The 16,835-nt window shown below is 73.5% G+C and carries 11 protein-coding genes; 5 read left to right on the top strand and 6 right to left on the bottom strand.

From position 1 onward, the window contains the following. Positions 1-24: 24 nt before the first annotated feature. The 4 genes from ACIBJC_RS01570 to ACIBJC_RS01555 all read left to right on the top strand — a co-directional run bounded on the left by ACIBJC_RS01570 (position 25) and on the right by ACIBJC_RS01555 (position 9,905). Positions 25-6,114 carry a type I polyketide synthase gene (locus ACIBJC_RS01570; protein WP_399288036.1) on the top strand — a complete coding sequence of 2,030 codons (6,090 nt, stop codon included), beginning with the start codon at positions 25-27 and terminating at the stop codon, positions 6,112-6,114. An 81-nt stretch (positions 6,115-6,195) separates the two neighbouring features. Then, a complete protein-coding gene (locus ACIBJC_RS01565) occupies positions 6,196-7,629 on the top strand; it encodes an NAD(P)/FAD-dependent oxidoreductase (protein WP_399286178.1) in 1,434 nt (477 codons plus the stop codon). Between the two features lie 26 nt (positions 7,630-7,655). After that, positions 7,656-8,519: an SAM-dependent methyltransferase gene (locus ACIBJC_RS01560; protein ID WP_399286175.1), complete on the top strand. Its 864-nt coding sequence runs from the start codon at positions 7,656-7,658 to the stop codon at positions 8,517-8,519. Between the two features lie 117 nt (positions 8,520-8,636). Further along, positions 8,637-9,905, top strand: coding sequence for a cytochrome P450 (locus ACIBJC_RS01555; protein WP_399286172.1), 1,269 nt, complete (start codon positions 8,637-8,639; stop codon positions 9,903-9,905). Between the two features lie 14 nt (positions 9,906-9,919). On the opposite strand, the gene ACIBJC_RS01550 is transcribed toward ACIBJC_RS01555, so the two are convergent. Genes ACIBJC_RS01550 through ACIBJC_RS01540 form a run of 3 tightly spaced genes read right to left on the bottom strand, consistent with a single transcriptional unit; the run spans position 9,920 to position 12,581 of the window. After that, entirely contained in the window at positions 9,920-10,447 is a 528-nt protein-coding gene (locus ACIBJC_RS01550) for a GNAT family N-acetyltransferase (RefSeq protein ID WP_399286169.1), read from the bottom strand. 41 nt (positions 10,448-10,488) lie between these two features. Then, the gene (locus tag ACIBJC_RS01545; protein ID WP_399286166.1) at positions 10,489-11,757 is read right to left on the bottom strand and encodes a hypothetical protein; all 1,269 of its coding nucleotides are present in this window, start codon (positions 11,755-11,757) and stop codon (positions 10,489-10,491) included. Continuing rightward, positions 11,745-12,581, bottom strand: coding sequence for an alpha/beta fold hydrolase (locus ACIBJC_RS01540; protein ID WP_399286164.1), 837 nt, complete (start codon positions 12,579-12,581; stop codon positions 11,745-11,747). The genes ACIBJC_RS01545 and ACIBJC_RS01540 overlap by 13 nt, the downstream gene beginning before the upstream one ends. A gap of 215 nt (positions 12,582-12,796) precedes the next feature. Between ACIBJC_RS01540 and ACIBJC_RS01535 the strand changes: the two genes are divergently transcribed. Continuing rightward, positions 12,797-13,198, top strand: a complete 402-nt coding sequence (locus ACIBJC_RS01535; protein ID WP_399286161.1) for a DUF6221 family protein — start codon at positions 12,797-12,799, stop codon at positions 13,196-13,198. A gap of 100 nt (positions 13,199-13,298) precedes the next feature. On the opposite strand, the gene ACIBJC_RS01530 is transcribed toward ACIBJC_RS01535, so the two are convergent. The 3 genes from ACIBJC_RS01530 to ACIBJC_RS01520 all read right to left on the bottom strand — a co-directional run bounded on the left by ACIBJC_RS01530 (position 13,299) and on the right by ACIBJC_RS01520 (position 16,638). Beyond that, positions 13,299-14,087 (bottom strand): SAM-dependent methyltransferase, encoded by a 789-nt coding sequence (locus tag ACIBJC_RS01530; RefSeq protein WP_399286158.1) that lies wholly within the window; start codon positions 14,085-14,087, stop codon positions 13,299-13,301. Positions 14,088-14,319: 232 nt separating this feature from the next. Further along, positions 14,320-15,420 (bottom strand): type III polyketide synthase, encoded by a 1,101-nt coding sequence (locus ACIBJC_RS01525; protein ID WP_399286155.1) that lies wholly within the window; start codon positions 15,418-15,420, stop codon positions 14,320-14,322. Between the two features lie 9 nt (positions 15,421-15,429). Beyond that, positions 15,430-16,638, bottom strand: a complete 1,209-nt coding sequence (locus ACIBJC_RS01520) for a cytochrome P450 (RefSeq protein ID WP_399286152.1) — start codon at positions 16,636-16,638, stop codon at positions 15,430-15,432. Between the last annotated feature and the right edge of the window lie 197 nt (positions 16,639-16,835).

Genomic DNA, 16,835 nt, shown 5'->3' with positions numbered 1-16,835 from the left:
GCCCCCACCGGAACCGAGCAGAGGATCGTCGACGCGCTCCGGGCCTCCCTCAAGGCCAACGAGAGACTGCGGCGGCAGAACGACGAACTCACCGCCGCCTCCGCCGAGCCGCTGGCGATCGTGGGCATGAGCTGCCGCTTCCCCGGCGGGGTCGCCACCCCCGACGAGCTGTGGGAGCTGATCTCCGAGGGGCGGGACGCGCTCACCCCGTTCCCCGCGGACCGCGACTGGGACCTGGCGGCGCTGTACGACCCCGACCCGGACCGGGCCGGCACCTCGTACGTGCGCGTCGGCGGCTTCCTCCACGACGTGGCCGGGTTCGACGGGGCCTTCTTCGGCATCTCGCCCCGCGAGGCCGCCGCGATGGACCCGCAGCAGCGCCTCTCCCTGGAGACCGCCTGGGAGGTGTTCGAGCACGCCGGAATCGACCCGGCGACCCTCCGCTCCAGCCGGACCGGCGTCTTCGTCGGCGCCGCCGACCAGGGGTACGGCACCCGGCTGCGGCCCCCGCCCGAGGACCTGGAGGGATATCTGCTGACCGGCAGCGCCGCCTCCGTCATCTCGGGGCGGATCGCCTACACGCTCGGCCTGGAGGGCCCGGCGCTCACCGTCGACACGGCGTGCTCCTCGTCGCTGGTCGCCCTCCACCTCGCCGGACAGGCGCTGCGCCGCGGCGAGTGCTCGCTCGCCGTGGCGGGCGGGGTGTCCGTCATGGTGACCCCCGGCACCTTCGTCGAGTTCAGCAGGCAGCGCGGGCTCGCCGCCGACGGCCGCTGCAAGTCCTTCGCCGCCGCCGCCGACGGCACCGGCTGGGGCGAGGGCGCCGTCATGCTGCTGCTGGAAAGGCTCTCGGACGCCGAACGCCACGGCCATCCGGTACTGGCCCTCGTGCGCGGCAGCGCCGTCAACCAGGACGGCGCCAGCAGTGGCCTGACCGCGCCGAACGGCCCCGCACAGCAGCGCGTCATCCGCGAGGCGCTGGGCGCCGCCCGGCTCACCCCGGCCGATGTGGACGCCGTCGAGGCGCACGGCACCGGCACCGCCCTGGGCGACCCGATCGAGGCGCAGGCGCTGCTCGCCACGTACGGGCAGGACCGCGAACGCCCGCTGTGGCTCGGCTCGGTCAAGTCCAACATCGGCCACACCCAGGCCGCCTCCGGGCTGGCGGGCGTGGTCAAGACGGTGCTGGCGCTGCGCCACCGCGTACTGCCGAGGACGCTGCACGTCGACGCGCCGACCCCGCGGGTGGACTGGGCGGCGGGCGCCGTGTCGCTGCTGACCGAGGCACGGCTCTGGGTACGGCACGGGCGCCCCCGGCGGGCCGGGGTGTCCTCGTTCGGCGTCAGCGGCACCAACGCCCACGTCGTCCTGGAGGAGGCACCCGCACCGACCGCGCGGAAGGAGCCCGCGCCGGGAGAGCCAGCGCCACCACCGGTCGACGCGCGCCCCGGCGCCCTGCCCTGGATCCTGTCGGCCAGGAGCGAGGAGGCGCTGCGCGCCCAGGCGGCGCGGCTGGCCGCCCATCTCGCCGCCAGGCCCGGCGACAGCCTCGCCGACATCGGCTTCTCCCTCGCCACGACCCGCTCCGCCTTTCCGCACAGGGCGGCCGTGGTCGCCGCCGACCGGGAGACGTTCCTGCGCGGCCTGGACGCGCTCGCCACCGGCGCGCCCGGACCGGTCAGGGGCACCGCGCGCCCCGGCCCCAGGACGGCCTGGCTCTTCTCGGGGCAGGGCGCCCAACGGCCCGGCATGGGACGGGACCTGGCCGACGCGTTCCCCGCCTTCGCGGACGCCCTGGACGAGGCGTGCGCGCAGCTCGACCCGCGACTGCCCCGCCCGCTGAAGGAGGTCATGTTCGCCGCCGAGGGAACACCGGAGGCGGCGCTCCTGGACCGTACGGAGTTCACCCAGCCCGCGCTGTTCGCCTTCGAGGTGGCCCTGTTCCGGCTGTTCACGTCGTGGGGGCCCACCCCTGACCTGCTGCTCGGCCACTCCATCGGCGAGATCGCCGCCGCGCACGTCGCCGGTGTGCTGTCCCTCCCTGACGCGTGCGCGCTGGTCGCGGCCCGGGGCCGGCTGATGCAGGCACTGCCCGAGGGCGGCGCCGTCGTATCGGTCAGGGCCGAGGAGGACGAGGTCGTCGCCTCGCTGACCGGACGGACCGGCCGGACCGGCCGCCTGAGTGTCGCCGCCGTCAACGGGCCCGCCTCCACGGTCATCGCCGGGGACGAGGAGGCTGTCATGGAAGCCGCCCGGTACTGGGAGGCGCGGGGGCGCAGGACACGGCGGCTGCGCGTGAGCCACGCCTTCCACTCGCCGCTGATGGAACCGATGCTCGCGGAGCTGCGGACCGTCGTCGCGGGCCTCACCTTCTCCGCGCCCCGCGTCCCGGTCGTCTCCACCCTCACCGGAGAGCCCGCGACCCGACTGGACGAGCCGGAGTACTGGGTACGGCAGGTCAGGGAGCCCGTACGGTTCCGCGACGGCGTCCGCGCCCTGGAACGGCTCGGCGCCCGCGCCTATCTGGAGATCGGCCCCGACGCGGTCCTCACCACGATGGCCGAGACCTGCCTGACCGGACCCGCGGCCCTGGTCGCGGCCGTCCGCAGGAACAGCGGCGGTCCGCTCGGCGCGTACACCGCGCTGGCCGAACTCTTCGCGGACGGCGTGCCCGTGGACTGGCGCGCCGTGTTCCCCGGCGCCGGGCGCGTGGACCTGCCCACGTACGCGTTCCGCCGCCGCCGCTTCTGGGCGAGCCCCGGCCCGTCGGCCGATGTCGGCGCCGCCGGGCTCACCCCGGCGGGACACCCGCTGCTCGGCGCCACCCTGGAGCCCGCCGCCGGGGGAGGCCCCGTCTTCACCGGACGGCTCTCGCTGCGCTCCCACCCCTGGCTCGCCTATCACGCCGTCGGCGGTACGGTCCTCTTCCCCGGCACCGGCTTCCTCGAACTGGCCTTCCACGCCGGGGCGTACGTCGGCTGCGGACGCGTCGACGAACTCCTCGTCGAGGCGCCCCTCGTCCTGGGCGAGGAGGGCGCCGCCCGGATCCAGGTCGCCGTCGGCGAAAGGGGCGAGCACGGCACCCGTACCGTCTCCGTCCACGCCAGGCCCGACGGCTCCGACCTGCCGTGGACGCTCCACGCGAGCGGCGTGCTCGCACCGGACACCGAACCGGCCGGCTTCGACCTCACCACGTGGCCGCCCGACGGGGCCGCCCCGCTTGAGGTCGACGGGCTCTACGCCTCCGTCGCGGACCTCGGCTACGACTACGGCGCCGCGTTCCAGGGCGTACGGCGTGCCTGGCGGCGCGGCGCGGAGACCTTCGCCGAGGTCCGCCTCCCCGGCGAACAGCGCGAGAGCGCGGGCGGGTTCGGTGTGCACCCCGCGTTGCTGGACGCCTCCCTGCACGTGCTGGGCCTGTCGGCCGGGGACGAGGACCGGGGCGCCGCCTCGCACCGGCTCGTCTTCTCCTGGAACGGCGTACGGCTCCACGGGAGCGGCCCCGCCGAGCTGCGCGTACGCATGACGTCCACCGGGCCCGACTCCGTCGCCCTGGACGCGGCCGACGCCACCGGCCGACCCGTGGTGTCCATCGGCTCCCTCGCCCTGCGGAGCGTCGCCGCTGACCGGCTCAGGGCCGCGACAGGGGCCGTCCGCGACGCCCTGTTCCGTATCACCCTGGCCGAACTGCCCCCGGCGGGGGAGGAGTTCCGGGCCCTGCGGCTGGCCGCGCTGGAGGACGAGGACGGCACCGCGTACGGGGCGCCCGGCACCGCCTCGTACGCCGGTCTCGAAGCACTCACCAAGGCGATCGACGACGGCCTGCGCGTCCCCGACGCGGTCGTCGTGCCCTGCCTGTCGGGCCGGGACGCCCACGGGGCCACCCACCGGGCGCTCGACCTCGTCAGGGAATGGCTCGCCGACGACCGGTTCGCCCCGTCCCGGCTGGTCTTCCTCACCAGCGGCGCGGTGGGGGAGGGCGTCACCGACCTGGTGCACGCGCCCCTGTGGGGCCTGGTCAGGTCGGCCGCGAGTGAACACCCGGACCGCTTCGCCCTGGTGGACCTCGACGACCCGGCGGACCGGCACCGTACGCTGCCCGCCGCCCTCGCCCACCGCGAGACCGAGGTGATCGTCCGCGCCGGGACCCCGTACACGCCCCGCCTCACGCGGCTCGCCGCCTCCGGCCGTACCGTCACCACGGACCCGGCGGGCACCGTCCTCGTCACGGGCGCCACCGGGTCGCTCGGCGGCCTGGTCGCCCGGCACCTCGTGCGCGCGCACGGCGTACGGAGGCTGCTGCTGCTCAGCCGCAGCGGAGCCGCCGCCGACGGCGCGGACCATCTCCTCGCCGAACTGAGGGAGTTGGGCGCCGAGGCCGAGTTCGCCGCCTGCGACACCGCCGACCGCGCGGCCCTCGCCGACGTGCTGGGACGCGTGCCGGCCGACCGTCCGCTGACCGCCGTGGTGCACACGGCGGGCGTCCTCGACGACTCCGTCGTCACCGCGCTCACCCCCGGCCGGCTCGACCGGGTGCTGCGCCCCAAGGTCGACGGCGCGCTCAACCTCCACGAACTGACCGCCGACGCCGACCTCACGGCCTTCGTGCTCTTCTCCTCGGTCGCGGGCATCGTCGGCACCCCCGGCCAGGCCAACTACGCCGCCGCCAACGCCTTCCTGGACGCCCTCGCCGGCCACCGGCGCGCGGCCGGGCTGCCCGCCACCTCGCTGGCCTGGGGGCTCTGGGCACCGGGCGGCGGCATGACCGGCACCCTGGACGACTCCGACCGGGCCAGGATCGCGCGCTCCGGGATGCGGGCCCTGTCCGCCGAGGACGGACTCGCCCTGTTCGATCTCGGCTGGGCCCAGGACGAGGCGGTCGTCGTCCCCGCGGCGTTCGACCTCGCGGGGCTGCGGGCCCGCGCCCGCACCGGCGGCGTCCCCGGGCCGCTGCGTACCCTGGTGCCCCCGCCGCCCCGCCGGGCCGGCGCACCCGCCGACGCCCCCTCGCTCGCCCGGCGCCTGGCCGGCCTCACCGAGGACGAGCGGGACGGCGCGGTACTCGAACTGGTCCGGGGCCTCGCGGCCGAGGTGCTCGGCCACGGGTCCCCGGACGCGGTCGGCCCCGAACAGGACTTCATCGAGCTGGGGTTCGACTCGCTGACCACCGTGGAACTGCGCAACTGCCTTGCGGAGGCCGTCGGTTCACCGCTCCCGGCCACCTTGCTCTTCGAGTGCCCGACGCCCCGCGCCCTCGCCGCCCGGCTGCGCTCCGTGGTGGCGGTACCCGAACAGAGCGCCGGACCAAGGCCGTCGGCCGCGTCCGGCGCCGGCCTGAGTGCCCTGTTCCGCACGGCGTGCGACGACGGCCGGTTCGAGGCGTTCGTCCAACTGCTGGGCGACGCCGCCTCGTTCCGGCCCACCTTCACCGACGGTACGGGCCCGGCGCCGAGGCCGCTGCGGCTCGCGACGGGGGAGGAGACCCCCGGGCTCTTCTGCTTCCCCTCGTTCCTGGCCATCGCGGGACCCCAGCAGTACGCGCGGTTCGCCGCCGCCTTCCGCGGCGTACGGGACGTGACGGTGCTCCCCGAACCGGGCTTCACGGACGGCGGCCCCCTCCCGGCCGGCGTCGGCGCGCTCGTCGCGCTCCACGCCGAGACCGTACGGCGCCACGCGGGCCCCGCCCCGTACGCCCTGCTGGGCCACTCCTCGGGCGCGATGATCGCGTACGCCGTCGCCGCCCGCCTGGAAGAACTCGGCGCCCCGCCACGGGCCGTGGTGCTCCTGGACGTCGTCCCGACGGACGTGCACGCGCTCCCCGGCTTCCAGTCCGATCTGGCCGCCGGTCTGCGGGAGCGGGACGGGGACGCCGCGTCGCCGGACGACCAACGCCTCACCGCCATGGGCGGCTACGTACGGGCCTTCGCGACCTGGGAGCCCGCGGAGATCTCCGTACCCACCCTGCTGGTGCGGGCGGCGGACAACCACTGGTCCTCGGCCTGGCCGCACCCGCACACGGCCGTGGACGCGCCCGGCGACCACTTCACGATGCTGGAGACCCATGCGGGCGAGACGGCCCGCCTGGTCCAGGAGTGGCTGTCCGGCCTCTCCTGACCCACGTACCGACGTACACACCGACTCACGTACGCGCCACCTCACGTCCCCTGGTTCACACGAGGAAGGAACGTCACGGCGATGGCAGCACGAGCGACCCGCGCGGTGGTCCTGGGCGGTGGTCTGGCCGGCACCCTGGCCGCCGCCGCACTGGCGGGCCACGCGGACCACATAACCCTGGTCGAACGCGACCGGATGCCCGCCGGCCCCCAGGAGCGCACAGGGGTGCCCCAGGCGCGCCACGCGCACATGCTGATGTCCAGCGGAGCGGAGGCGATCGACGCGCTCGTCCCCGGCGTCACCAAGAGCCTCTACGCCGCCGGGGCGCACCGCGTCAGCGTACGGAAGGGCCTCGTCTCCTCCACCGCGCAGGGCTGGGTGCCCAGGTCCGCGGACCTCCAGTACGTCATCACCTGCGGGCGGGCCCTGCTGGACTGGACCGTACGGGAACAGGTCCTCCTGGACCCGCGCGTGACCCTGCTCCAGGGCACGGACGTCACCGGGCTCGACGGCGACAGCCGCCGTGTCACGGCCGTCCGGGTCCGCGACCGCGCCACCGGCGAGGCGTCGCTGATCGGGGCGGACCTCGTCGTCGACGCGACCGGCCGCGGCTCGGCCGCGCGCACCTGGCTGGAGGAGCTGGGGACACCCCGGGTACGGGAGGAGACCGTCGACACCGGACTCGCCTACTCCACCCGCCTGTTCCGGGTGCCGCCCGGTGCGGAGCGGGACTTCCCGGCCGTGACCGTGATGCCGAGCCCCGCCGACCCGGTCCCCGGCCGCTCGGGCACCCTGCTGCCGATCGAGGACGGCCGGTGGCTGGTCACCCTGACGGGCCTGAGGCCCGCGCAGCCGCCGACGGACGACGCGGGCTTCCTGCCGTTCGCCCGCACCCTGCGCACCCCCGTCATCGGCGACCTCATCGAGGCGGCACAGCCGCTCGGCCCGGTGTGCGGCTCCCGCAGCACGGCCAACCGCCGCCGGTACTACGAGGAACTCCCCGTCTGGCCCGACGGGTTCGTGGCCCTCGGGGACGCGCTGGCCGCGTTCAACCCCGTGTACGGGCACGGCATGTCCGTGGCGGCGAAGGCCGCGACCGCGCTCCGTACGGACCTGGAACGGTACGGATACCTACCGGAGCGCTCACGGCACGTCCAGCGCGCCGTCGCGGCCACCGTGAACGACGCCTGGGCCCTCGCCGTCGGCCAGGACGTCCAGTACCCGGACGTCATCGGCCCCCGGCCCGGCGTCGCGGCGAAGCTGATGCGGCGCTACTCCGCCCGCGCGGCGCGCGCCTCCGCCACCCGGCCCGCCGTCGCCGCCGCGATCGCCGACATCTTCACCCTGTCGGCGCCGGTGTCCCGCCTGCTGGCACCGAAGGCGGTGCTCGGCGCCCTGCGGGGGCCCGGCGCCCCGCCCCTGACGGCCCCGCCCTTCACCGAGAGGGAGCGCGCGCTCTTCTCCCGCGACCCACGGGAGCCCGCACGGAAAACGGAACAGGACACCACGCAGTGATCACCGGCGACCGGAAGGGCAGCGAGATGAGTCGAAGCACCGAGGAGACCCTGTGGACGACGGAGGAGGTCGGTCACCGCTACGACCGGCTGTCGCGGGTGCCCGAACTGCTGGCGTTCGGTGAGAGCCTGCACTTCGGGTACTGGGAGCACCCCGAGGACGAGGGCGGTCTCTCCGACGCGATGGGACGCCTCACCGATCTGGTCATCGGCGGGCTGGACGCCGGCCCCGGCAGCCGGGTGCTCGACCTCGGGTGCGGGGTCGGCGGCCCCGCCGTCAAGCTCGCCTCCGCCACCGGCGCCGAGGTCGTCGGCATCACCGTCAGCCGGGAACAGATCACGAAGGCCACCGGCCTGGCCCGGGCCGAGGGCCTGGCCGGGCAGGTGGTGTTCCAGTACGCCGACGCCATGAACCTGCCGTTCGAGGAGGGGGCGTTCGACGCGGTCTTCGGTCTTGAATCGATCATGCACATGGACCGGCCCGCCGTGCTCGCGCAGATCGCGAAGGTGCTGCGGCCCGGCGGCCGGCTCGTCCTGACCGACGAGGTCCTCCGCGCGCCGATCCCCGCCGAGCGCGCCGAGGACGACGAGACCGTCGCCGGCTATCTGCGCGCCAACATGATCAGGTCCCTGGCCACCCCGGAGGCGTACCCGGAGCTGCTGACGGGCGCCGGTCTTGAGCCCGAGGCGATCACGGACCTCACCGACCGGACCGTCCGCCCCACGTTCCGCACCCTCTGGCGTCAGGCGAACGACCGCCTCGACACGATCCTCAACGACCTGGGGTCGCCCCCGGCGGCCGTGGCGGAGGAGCTGCGCGGCTGGCAACGCCTCGCGGAGATCCCCGAGTTCGGCTACCTCCTGATCAGCGCGCACCGCCCGAACCGCTGACCGCGCGAACCGCCCACCGCCAGAGCTGCCTACCGCCTGTGCCGCCCACCGCCCGAGCCGCTGACCGGCCGACCGCCCCGCCCAGCCCCGGCCGACGAACGCCTCCCGGAGGACACCATGACCGAGACCTGCCCCGCGCACGACCTCTACACCCCCGCGTACTTCAAGGACCCCTACCCCGCGCTGACCCGGCTCAGGGACGCCGGCCCCGTGCACCGCGTCGAGCGCCCCGACGGGCTCGTCGTCTGGCTGATCACCCGCTACGCCGAGGCACAGGCGGCGCTCGGTGACTCCCGCCTATCCATGGACGGCGAGGTCGTCCAGAAGGCGCTGGGGGCCTTCGCGTACGGCTACCTGGACCCGGAGAACGAGGCGCCGCACACCCTGCTGTCGAGCGACCCGCCCGACCACACCCGGCTGCGCAGACTGGTCAACCGGACCTTCACCGCCCGCCGGATCCAGGCCCTGCGCCCCCGGGTGCAGGAGCTGATGGACGGACTGCTCGACGCGCTCGGACCGGACACCGCACACGCCGACCTGATCGAGGCGGTGGCCGCGCCGCTGCCCATCGCGGTGATCTGCGAACTGCTCGGGGTGCCCCCGGAGGACTACGACAGCTTCAAACGGTGGACGACGACGATGTTCGTGCTCCCCGCCGACGTCGGGGACGGCATGTCACCGACCGACGCCATGCGCAACCTGCGCCGCTACCTCAGCGAACTCATCGCCGCCAAGCGCGCCGAGCGGCCGGAGACCGGCCGGGGGGCGGCGGGCACCGAGGAGTCCGGGGATCTGCTCTCCGCGCTGATCGCGGTCCGGGACACCGACGAAGGCCGGCTCTCCGAGCACGAGTTGGTGAGCATGGCCGTACAACTGCTCATCGCCGGACACGAGACCACGGTGAACGGCATCGGCAACGCCGTGCTCAACCTCCTGCGCCATCCGGACCAGCTCGCGGCGCTCCGGGCGGAACCGTCCCTGCTGCCCAGGGCCGTGGACGAACTGCTGCGCTTCGAAGGCCCGTTGGAGACCGCGATCCTGCGCGTCGCGACCGAGCCGATCCCGCTGGGCGACCAGGTAGTCCCGGCCGGAGCCCTGGTCAAGGTGGTCCTCGCCGCCGCGAACCGGGACCCGGACCGGTTCGCCGCGCCCGACACGCTCGACATCACCCGGAAGAACGAGGGCCATCTCCAGTTCGGCCACGGCATCCACAACTGTCTGGGCGCCTTCCTCGCCCGGATGGAGACCGAGATCGCGATCAGCTCACTGCTGCGCCGGTACCCGGGGCTCTCCCTCGGAGTGCCGGAGGACGAGATCCGCTGGCGGGAGATCGCGATCATGCGCGGCCTGGAGGAACTTCCCGTCGCGCTCACCGGGCCGGTCTGAGGTGACGCCCGGAGTCAGATGTGGTCGAACGGCTCCGCGAGCCGGAAGGTGCCCCGCGGTGTTTCCCGGTACGCGGACAGCGTACGGACCTGGAAGTACGCGCGCCACGACGGCTCCGGCGGCACGATCCCGTACTCCGTGCTGGTCCGGAAGCCGTACCTGCCGTAGTACGCGGGGTCGCCCAGCAGCGCGACGAGCGGTTCGCCGAGGGCGTCCGCCGCGCCGAGCACGGAGTGGACGAGCGCCAGCCCGACGCCGCGCCGCTGATGGCCGGGGTGCACGCTGAGCGGAGCGAGCAGCAGCGCCGGGGCGCCGTCGACCCGCCCGCGTGTGCACGCCACATGCCCGACGACCTGACCCTCCTCCCCGCCCCGGTCGCCGACGGCGACGAGCGACAGCGCCGGCAGCCAGTCGTCACAGGTGCGCAGCGCGTCGAGGAGCGGGGCCTCCACGGGCTCCGGCCTCTCCGGTGTCGCGAAGGCGGCCGTGGTGACGGCCCGTACGGCGGCATGGTCTGCGGGGGTCTCGCGTCGGATCAGCACCGGCACAGTCTGGAACCACGCCGCGCCGCGAGGCAATGGGATTACTCCGCAGGCGCCCCGCCCTTCGCCTCGCCGAAGATCGTGGCGAGCACCGAGGAGACCGGCGGACCGCCGAGGACCTCCCGCAGCTCCGCCACGCCGTGGCGCAGCTCGGCCGGGGTGAGCGCGACGTACCGCTCGATCCGCTCGTTGAGCGTGCGCCGGAACAGCGCGTAGAGCGTGTCGTCGGTACGGACCCGGGCGGCGATCTCGACGAGGGCCGCGGTCCCGGCGAGGTCGTCCTCGGGTATCCGGTGCCGCGGCAGCACATCCGCGAACCGCCCGGCCGACCGGCCGAAGAGCGTGGAGCCGAGCCGCCGTACGGTGAAGACGTGCGCGTAGTGCTGCTCGTGCAGCCCGAGCGGCAGCCGGCCGAGCGCCAGCGCCTCGTGGAGCGCCGTGAGCCCCGGCGCCAGCAGTTGGTACGGGATGGTCGCGACTTGCCGCAGCAGGGCGCGCTGCGGCAGGAAACGGCAGTCGGCCCGCCCTCCGGCGCTCTCGTAGCTCCGTTCGCGGCGCGCGCCGTAGGGGCCGCCGCAGACCAGGACACGCCGGAACCGGGGCCAGTCGCGCAGCAGATCGGGAATCCACCGGTCGAGCAGGCGCAGGTAGTCGTTGTTGACGTCGAAGTCCAGCAGGAAGTTCTTGAACCCGCCGACGTTGATCAGCAGGTCGTACTCCGGTGCGCCGCCGCGCGGTACGTCGCGCACCCCGGCGAGGTCGATGACCGGCCCGGACAGATGCGTCACCGGGCCGCTGCCGAGGGCGGCGAACGCGGCCGTACGGTCGGCGACGCCCGGGAAGTTCTGCACCACGCTGTGGTGGGCGAGCAGATGCGCGGCGAGCACGCGCTCGTGCGGGGAGAGCACGGCGAGATGCCGGTCCGCGGCGGCGAAGGAGGAGCGCGGCAGGCTCGCGCACAAGGCGCCGATCGCGGCCGGTGGGCGCTCCGTCCGCCAGAAGCTGAAGAGGCTGTCCACCATGACGACGGGCCGGCCCGCCACCACGGCCCGCAGGGCCAGTTCGGCGTCCATGACCGAGACGACCTGGTCGCAGGAGGCCAGCAGCCCGTCGAGCGCGGCGGCCTGGACCGGTTCCGACCGGGACATCTCGTGGATGACGTCGAAGGCGTCCGCGTTACGGCGCGCGAACGAGGCCGCCACGCCGTCCCCCACGAACACCCGGTGGTGGCCGGGGAGCAGCCGGGAGACCGCGACGAGTTCGGCCGCCGGTCCGAAGCCGCAGTTCTGCGCCCCCATCACGATCCGCACGGCGCCCGCCCCCGGCCGGTGGGCAGCGCGGCGAACACGCCGAGGAGCAGTCGGGCGAACTCCGCCGGCCACTTCGCGTAGCCGGAGTGACCGCCGGGGAACTCCACCAGCTCCCGGCCCAGTCGTTCGGCGAGGACGACCGCGGGACGGTGCGCCACCTGCGTCCGCGACTCCCGGCCGCCCGCGACCGCGACGCGCCCCGCCATCGGCGCGAGCGCCGCCGTGTCGGGCAGGTAGCGGGTGAACGGCCGCATCGTGTGCGCCAGGAAGAACGCGCTGTTGTCCTGCGCCTCGGGCAGTACGGGCGCGGCCCGGCCGCCGAAGAGGGCGCTGAACTTCGCCATCGCCGCCCCGACCCCCTCCCGGCGGAACACCGCGTGGACCTCCTCGATGAACGCCAGTTGGCCCTCGGCGTCCGGCAACAGGCTCAGCGACGGCGGCTCGTGGACGACCACGGCGCCGACCCTCTCCGGATGGCGGAGTGTCAGTTCGAGCGCGATGAGCCCGCCCGAGCAGCTTCCGAACACCGACGCCGTCCCGCCCGGCGCGGCCACCGCGTCCAGCAGCCGGTACGCGTCGTCCGCGTGCACCTCGATCCGCTGGTCGGCGGGCGGCCCGTCGAGCACACTGCGCGAGTTGCCGCGCGGATCGTAGGAGACGACGCGGTGGCCGGCGGCGAGCACGGCGGCCAGCCCTCCGAACACGTCCGCGTCCGAGTTGCCGCCGGCTATGAGTATCAGCAGCGGACCCTCGCCGCGCACTTCGTAGTGGAGCCTGGCTCCCGGTACGGCCAGGGTGCCGCTGCCGCTCTCCCGTGGGTCCATCACACTCCAGCCCCCTCACGATGTGTGTACGTCAGGTAGCTACCCGTGGCGCGGGCCGGTCACCGGGTTCCGCCGACCTCGTACGGGTGATGGTCGGGGTGGACGGCGCAGCGGGCGGCCCGCGAAGTGCGGCATGCTCTGCGGGACGAGTGGAACGGACCCGGCACGGGCACTGCCCGGAGCGGATCCGTCATGGCCAGAAGGACCGGAACCAGATGACAGACCACAACGCTGGACTGATGGCGTTCGTGCGGGCACGCCTCGACGAGGAAGAGGGGATCGCGCGCGAAGCCGGCGGCGATTCCTGGAGGTGCCCGCCCGAGCAGCCCGGTGAGATCCACGACCGCACCGGAAGTATCGCGTTCAGCCTGCGCACCCACGGGTACGACGGCCACATCGCCCGTCAGGACCCGGCGTACACGCTCCGGCGTATCGAGACGAGCCGGGTGCTGCTCGACGAGTACGCGGAGGTCGCGGCCCTGGACGTGGACCGCCCCGACGACGGCTTCGCCTCCGGCCGCGCGGTGGGGCTGGGCTTCGTCGTCCGCCAGATGGCCGCGGAGCACGCCCACCATGCGGACTACCAGGTGAAGTGGCTTCCCCGGTTCTCCCACTAGGGACGTTCCCCACCAGGGGAGTTCCCCGGCGGACCGGTCCGGTGCCGGCCCGCCGGGGGAGGCCACGGAACGCGCGCGGCGGCCACGGAGCGCGTGGCGGCTACGGGACGCGGGCGACGCCCGCGTAGAACCCGCTCAGCTCGGGCGCCGGGGCAGGTCCGTCCTTGTACCAGTGGGCGGCCGTCACCAGCCCGGGTTCCACCAGGTCGAGACCGTCGAAGAAGCGCGCCACCTCCGTACGGTCCCGCATCCGCAGCGGGATCTCGCCCTCCTTGTAGGCGGTCGTGACGACGTCCTTGTACTGCGGATGTTCGTCGAAGGTGGTGTGCGAGAAGATCAGATAGCTGCCGGAGGGCAGGGCGTCCACCAGGGTGCGGGTGATCCCGTACGGGTCGTCCTCGTCGGGGACGAAGTGCAGCAGCGCGATGAGGCAGAGCGCGACGGGCCGGTCGAAGTCCAGCAGGGTGCGGGCGTGGCCGAGGATGGTCTCCGGCTGCCGGACGTCCGCCTGGATGTAGTCGGTGGCGCCCTCCGGTGTGCTGGTGAGCCGGGCCTCGGCGTGGCGCAGCACGATGGGGTCGTTGTCGGCGTACACGATCCGGGCCGTCGGGATGATCTCCTGCACGACCTGATGGAGATTCGGCTCGGTGGGGATCCCCGTACCGATGTCGAGGTACTGGTCGACGCCCTGCCGCGCCGTCCAGGCGACGGCGCGCCGCATGTACGCCCGGTTCCGTAAGGCGTTGCCCTTGGCCTCCGGGGGTATTCGCTCCCCGACCACCTGGTCGACCGCGTAGTTGTCCTTGCCGCCGAGAAGCCAGTCGTACACCCGTGCCGGGTGGGCCTTGCTGGTGTCGATCCGGGTCTGGGGCGGCGGGTGTGCCGTCATGAGGCGCTCCTGTGTGGGTGACCGGGGCCGCCGCGATCGCCGACGCGCCGGGTGGGCGCGGTGCGATACAGGCGGGCGGACAGCCTAGGCGACAGGGGCGGCCCGGGACCAGGCTGTGATCACGAAGCGGCCCGGACACCCGCCAGGAGCCTGCCGGTTCACCGGCACAGGTGGTGCGGGCCCGGGAGAGCCGGGGGCCGTTCGGAGCGGGCCGCCCGGATCTCCCGGGCGGTCACGCGGCGGTCCTGGGGGCGCTCGCGTGGCCGGCGGACACCGGGGCGGTGTCCGGCCGGGTCCAGCGTCCGAGGGAGATCTCCGCGGTGATGCCGGGACCGAAGCCCGCGATCAGCCCGCGGGCCCCCTCGGCGGCGCCGCCCTCCTCGAAGAGCCGGTCCAGCGCGTCGAAGATGACCGCGCTGGCGATGTTCCCGCGCTCGGTGAGGGTGGCCCTGCTGTAGCGGAAGGTCTCCGACGGCAGCATCAGATACTTGCTCAGGTCGTCCAGGATCCTGGGCCCGCCCGCGTGGACGATGTAGAAGTCCAGGTCGGAGATGTCCCAGCCGAACGGTTCCGCCATGTCCCGCATGGCGGGGGCGAGCATGGACATCGTGCCGGGGACCCGCTTGTCGAGCATGAAGTGGAATCCGGTGTCCCGGACGGCGTACGAGATCCACTCCTCGGTGCCGGGCACGAGGTGCGAGCCGTTCTGTACGAGCCGTACCCCCGCCCCGCCCTCACCGCGGACGACGGCGGAGGCGACGGCGTCCCCGAAGAGCCCGTTGGAGAGCAGGTTGCCGACGCCCAGGTCCTCCGGCTGGTAGCAGAGCGAGCAGAACTCGCAGGACACGATGAGCACGTTCGCGTGCGGATACGCGATGCAGAAGTCGTGCGCGCGGTTGATGGCGGTGCCGCCGGCGGCGCAGCCGAGCTGGGCGATGGGCAGTTGGCGGGTGGCGGACCTGAACCCCATGGTGTTGATCAGCCACGCGGTCATCGAGGGCATCATGAAGCCGGTGCACGACACGTACACGATCATGTCGATGTCGTGGGGCGTCAGCTCGGCGTGGGCGAGCGCCCGTTGGATGACCTCGGGCAGCCGGGACTTGGCCTCGGTCTCGTAGAGGGCGTTGCGGGCCGTGAAGCCGGGGTGCCGGAGCGTGTCCTCGATGGGCTGGACGAGATGCCGGGTCTGCACCCCGGTGTTGCCGATCAGCCGCAGGGCCAGCGGAAGTTGCGGGTGTCCGGCGTGCAGGGTGCGCGCGAACTCCAGGGTCTGTTCCCGGGTGATGACGTGCTCGGGCACGGCGATCGCCGGTCTGCACAGGATTGCCATGTCAGCTCCTCACCAGGCGACCGGAAGCGCCAGCGGATAGCGCCAGATGGAGTCGGTGTTCCACCGCACCTCGTCCTCGGGAACGGCCAGCCGCAGCGCGGGAAACCGGGTGAACAGGGTGCCGACGGCGACCTGGAGGGTCATCCGCGCGAGATGGGAACCGAGGCAGTGGTGGCTTCCGTACCCGAACGTCATGTGGACGCCGAGGCTCTCCCGCCCGAAGTCAAGCTCGTCCGGGCGCTCGTAGACGAGGGAGTCGCGGTTGGCCGTCAGATAGGAGACATGGACGGTGTCGCCCGCCTTGACGGTCACCCCGTCGAAGTCGACGTCCTCCAGGGCCACGCGCGGGATGCCCACGCCCTGGCGGAACGGGATGTACCGCAGCAGTTCCTCGATGGCCTGGGGCAGCAGCTCGGGGCGGGCCCGTAGCTGCGACAGGTGCGCTGGGTGGGTCAGCAGCGTGAAGACGATGTTGCTGATCTCGTACGTGGTGGTGTCGTGGCCGGTGACGACCAGGAGCATCGCCAGTACGGCCAGTTCCGCCTCGTCGAGCATCTCCTCGCCCACCCGGGCGGTGGCGAGCGCGCTGATGAGATCGTCCCCCGGGTCGCGCCGGCGCGCCGCGGTCAGTTCGGTGAAGTACGCCCGCAGCCCAGCCTTCGCACCGACCGCGGAGTCGCGGTCCGCGGCGTTCATCGACATCATCGCCATGGCCCAGTCACGCAACTGGCGGCGGTCCTCCTCGGGTATGTCGAGCAGCTCGCAGATCGACATCAGGGGCAGCCGGTCGGCGAGAGCGGCGACCACGTCGCCCGGCTCGCCCTCCGCGGCCATCGTGTCGAGCAGGCGGTCCACGCTCCGCTGTGTCCAGGGCCGCAGCTCCTCGACCTGGCGGGTGGTGAACGCCTTGATGATCAGCCGGCGCACCCGGTTGAGCGTGGGCGGGTCCATGAGGTTGATGGCCTCGGACTGGGCGATGGGGGCGGGGGTGATCCGCGGGAAGTCCTTGCCGATCAGCGCGGCCCGGCTGAACCGCCGGTCCGAGGTGACGGTCTGTACGTCCGCGTACCGGGTGACCAGCCAGCAGTCGCCCTCTCCGTAGGGCATACGGACCCGGGTGACCGGTGCCTCGGTCCGCATCCGGGTCATGAAGGGGTCGGGTTCCAGAGCGTTGTCATGACGGACCGGGCAGGTTCGCACGGAGTCCGAAGGGGTCATCGCGGCACTTCCTCGGGGAAAGGGACAGAAGGCGAGTAGTCCTGATTGATCGGAGCATGCCATGGTGATCCACGCCGAGCGCAAGTAATTCCGCTTAGTTCACCCGTAAGAGCTATTTCCCGGTAATCTCACGCAACATCCTTATCATTCAGGCAAATTGGGACCCGGCGGCATGTCCCGGCGACATGACTCGTCCG

The organism is Streptomyces sp. NPDC050509 (assembly GCF_044457965.1).
GTDB lineage: Bacteria > Actinomycetota > Actinomycetes > Streptomycetales > Streptomycetaceae > Streptomyces.
This window is presented reverse-complemented; position numbering and strand designations above follow the sequence as displayed.

Excerpts from the sequence above, each read along its gene's own strand:
- ACIBJC_RS01535 (WP_399286161.1), top strand. The coding sequence starts at position 12,797 with ATGACAGACCACAACGCTGGACTGATGGCGTTCGTGCGGGCACGCCTC.
- ACIBJC_RS01540 (WP_399286164.1), bottom strand. The coding sequence starts at position 12,581 with ATGGACCCACGGGAGAGCGGCAGCGGCACCCTGGCCGTACCGGGAGCC.
- ACIBJC_RS01560 (WP_399286175.1), top strand. The coding sequence starts at position 7,656 with ATGAGTCGAAGCACCGAGGAGACCCTGTGGACGACGGAGGAGGTCGGT.
- ACIBJC_RS01555 (WP_399286172.1), top strand. The coding sequence starts at position 8,637 with ATGACCGAGACCTGCCCCGCGCACGACCTCTACACCCCCGCGTACTTC.
- ACIBJC_RS01520 (WP_399286152.1), bottom strand. The coding sequence starts at position 16,638 with ATGACCCCTTCGGACTCCGTGCGAACCTGCCCGGTCCGTCATGACAAC.
- ACIBJC_RS01565 (WP_399286178.1), top strand. The coding sequence starts at position 6,196 with ATGGCAGCACGAGCGACCCGCGCGGTGGTCCTGGGCGGTGGTCTGGCC.
- ACIBJC_RS01530 (WP_399286158.1), bottom strand. The coding sequence starts at position 14,087 with ATGACGGCACACCCGCCGCCCCAGACCCGGATCGACACCAGCAAGGCC.
- ACIBJC_RS01525 (WP_399286155.1), bottom strand. The coding sequence starts at position 15,420 with ATGGCAATCCTGTGCAGACCGGCGATCGCCGTGCCCGAGCACGTCATC.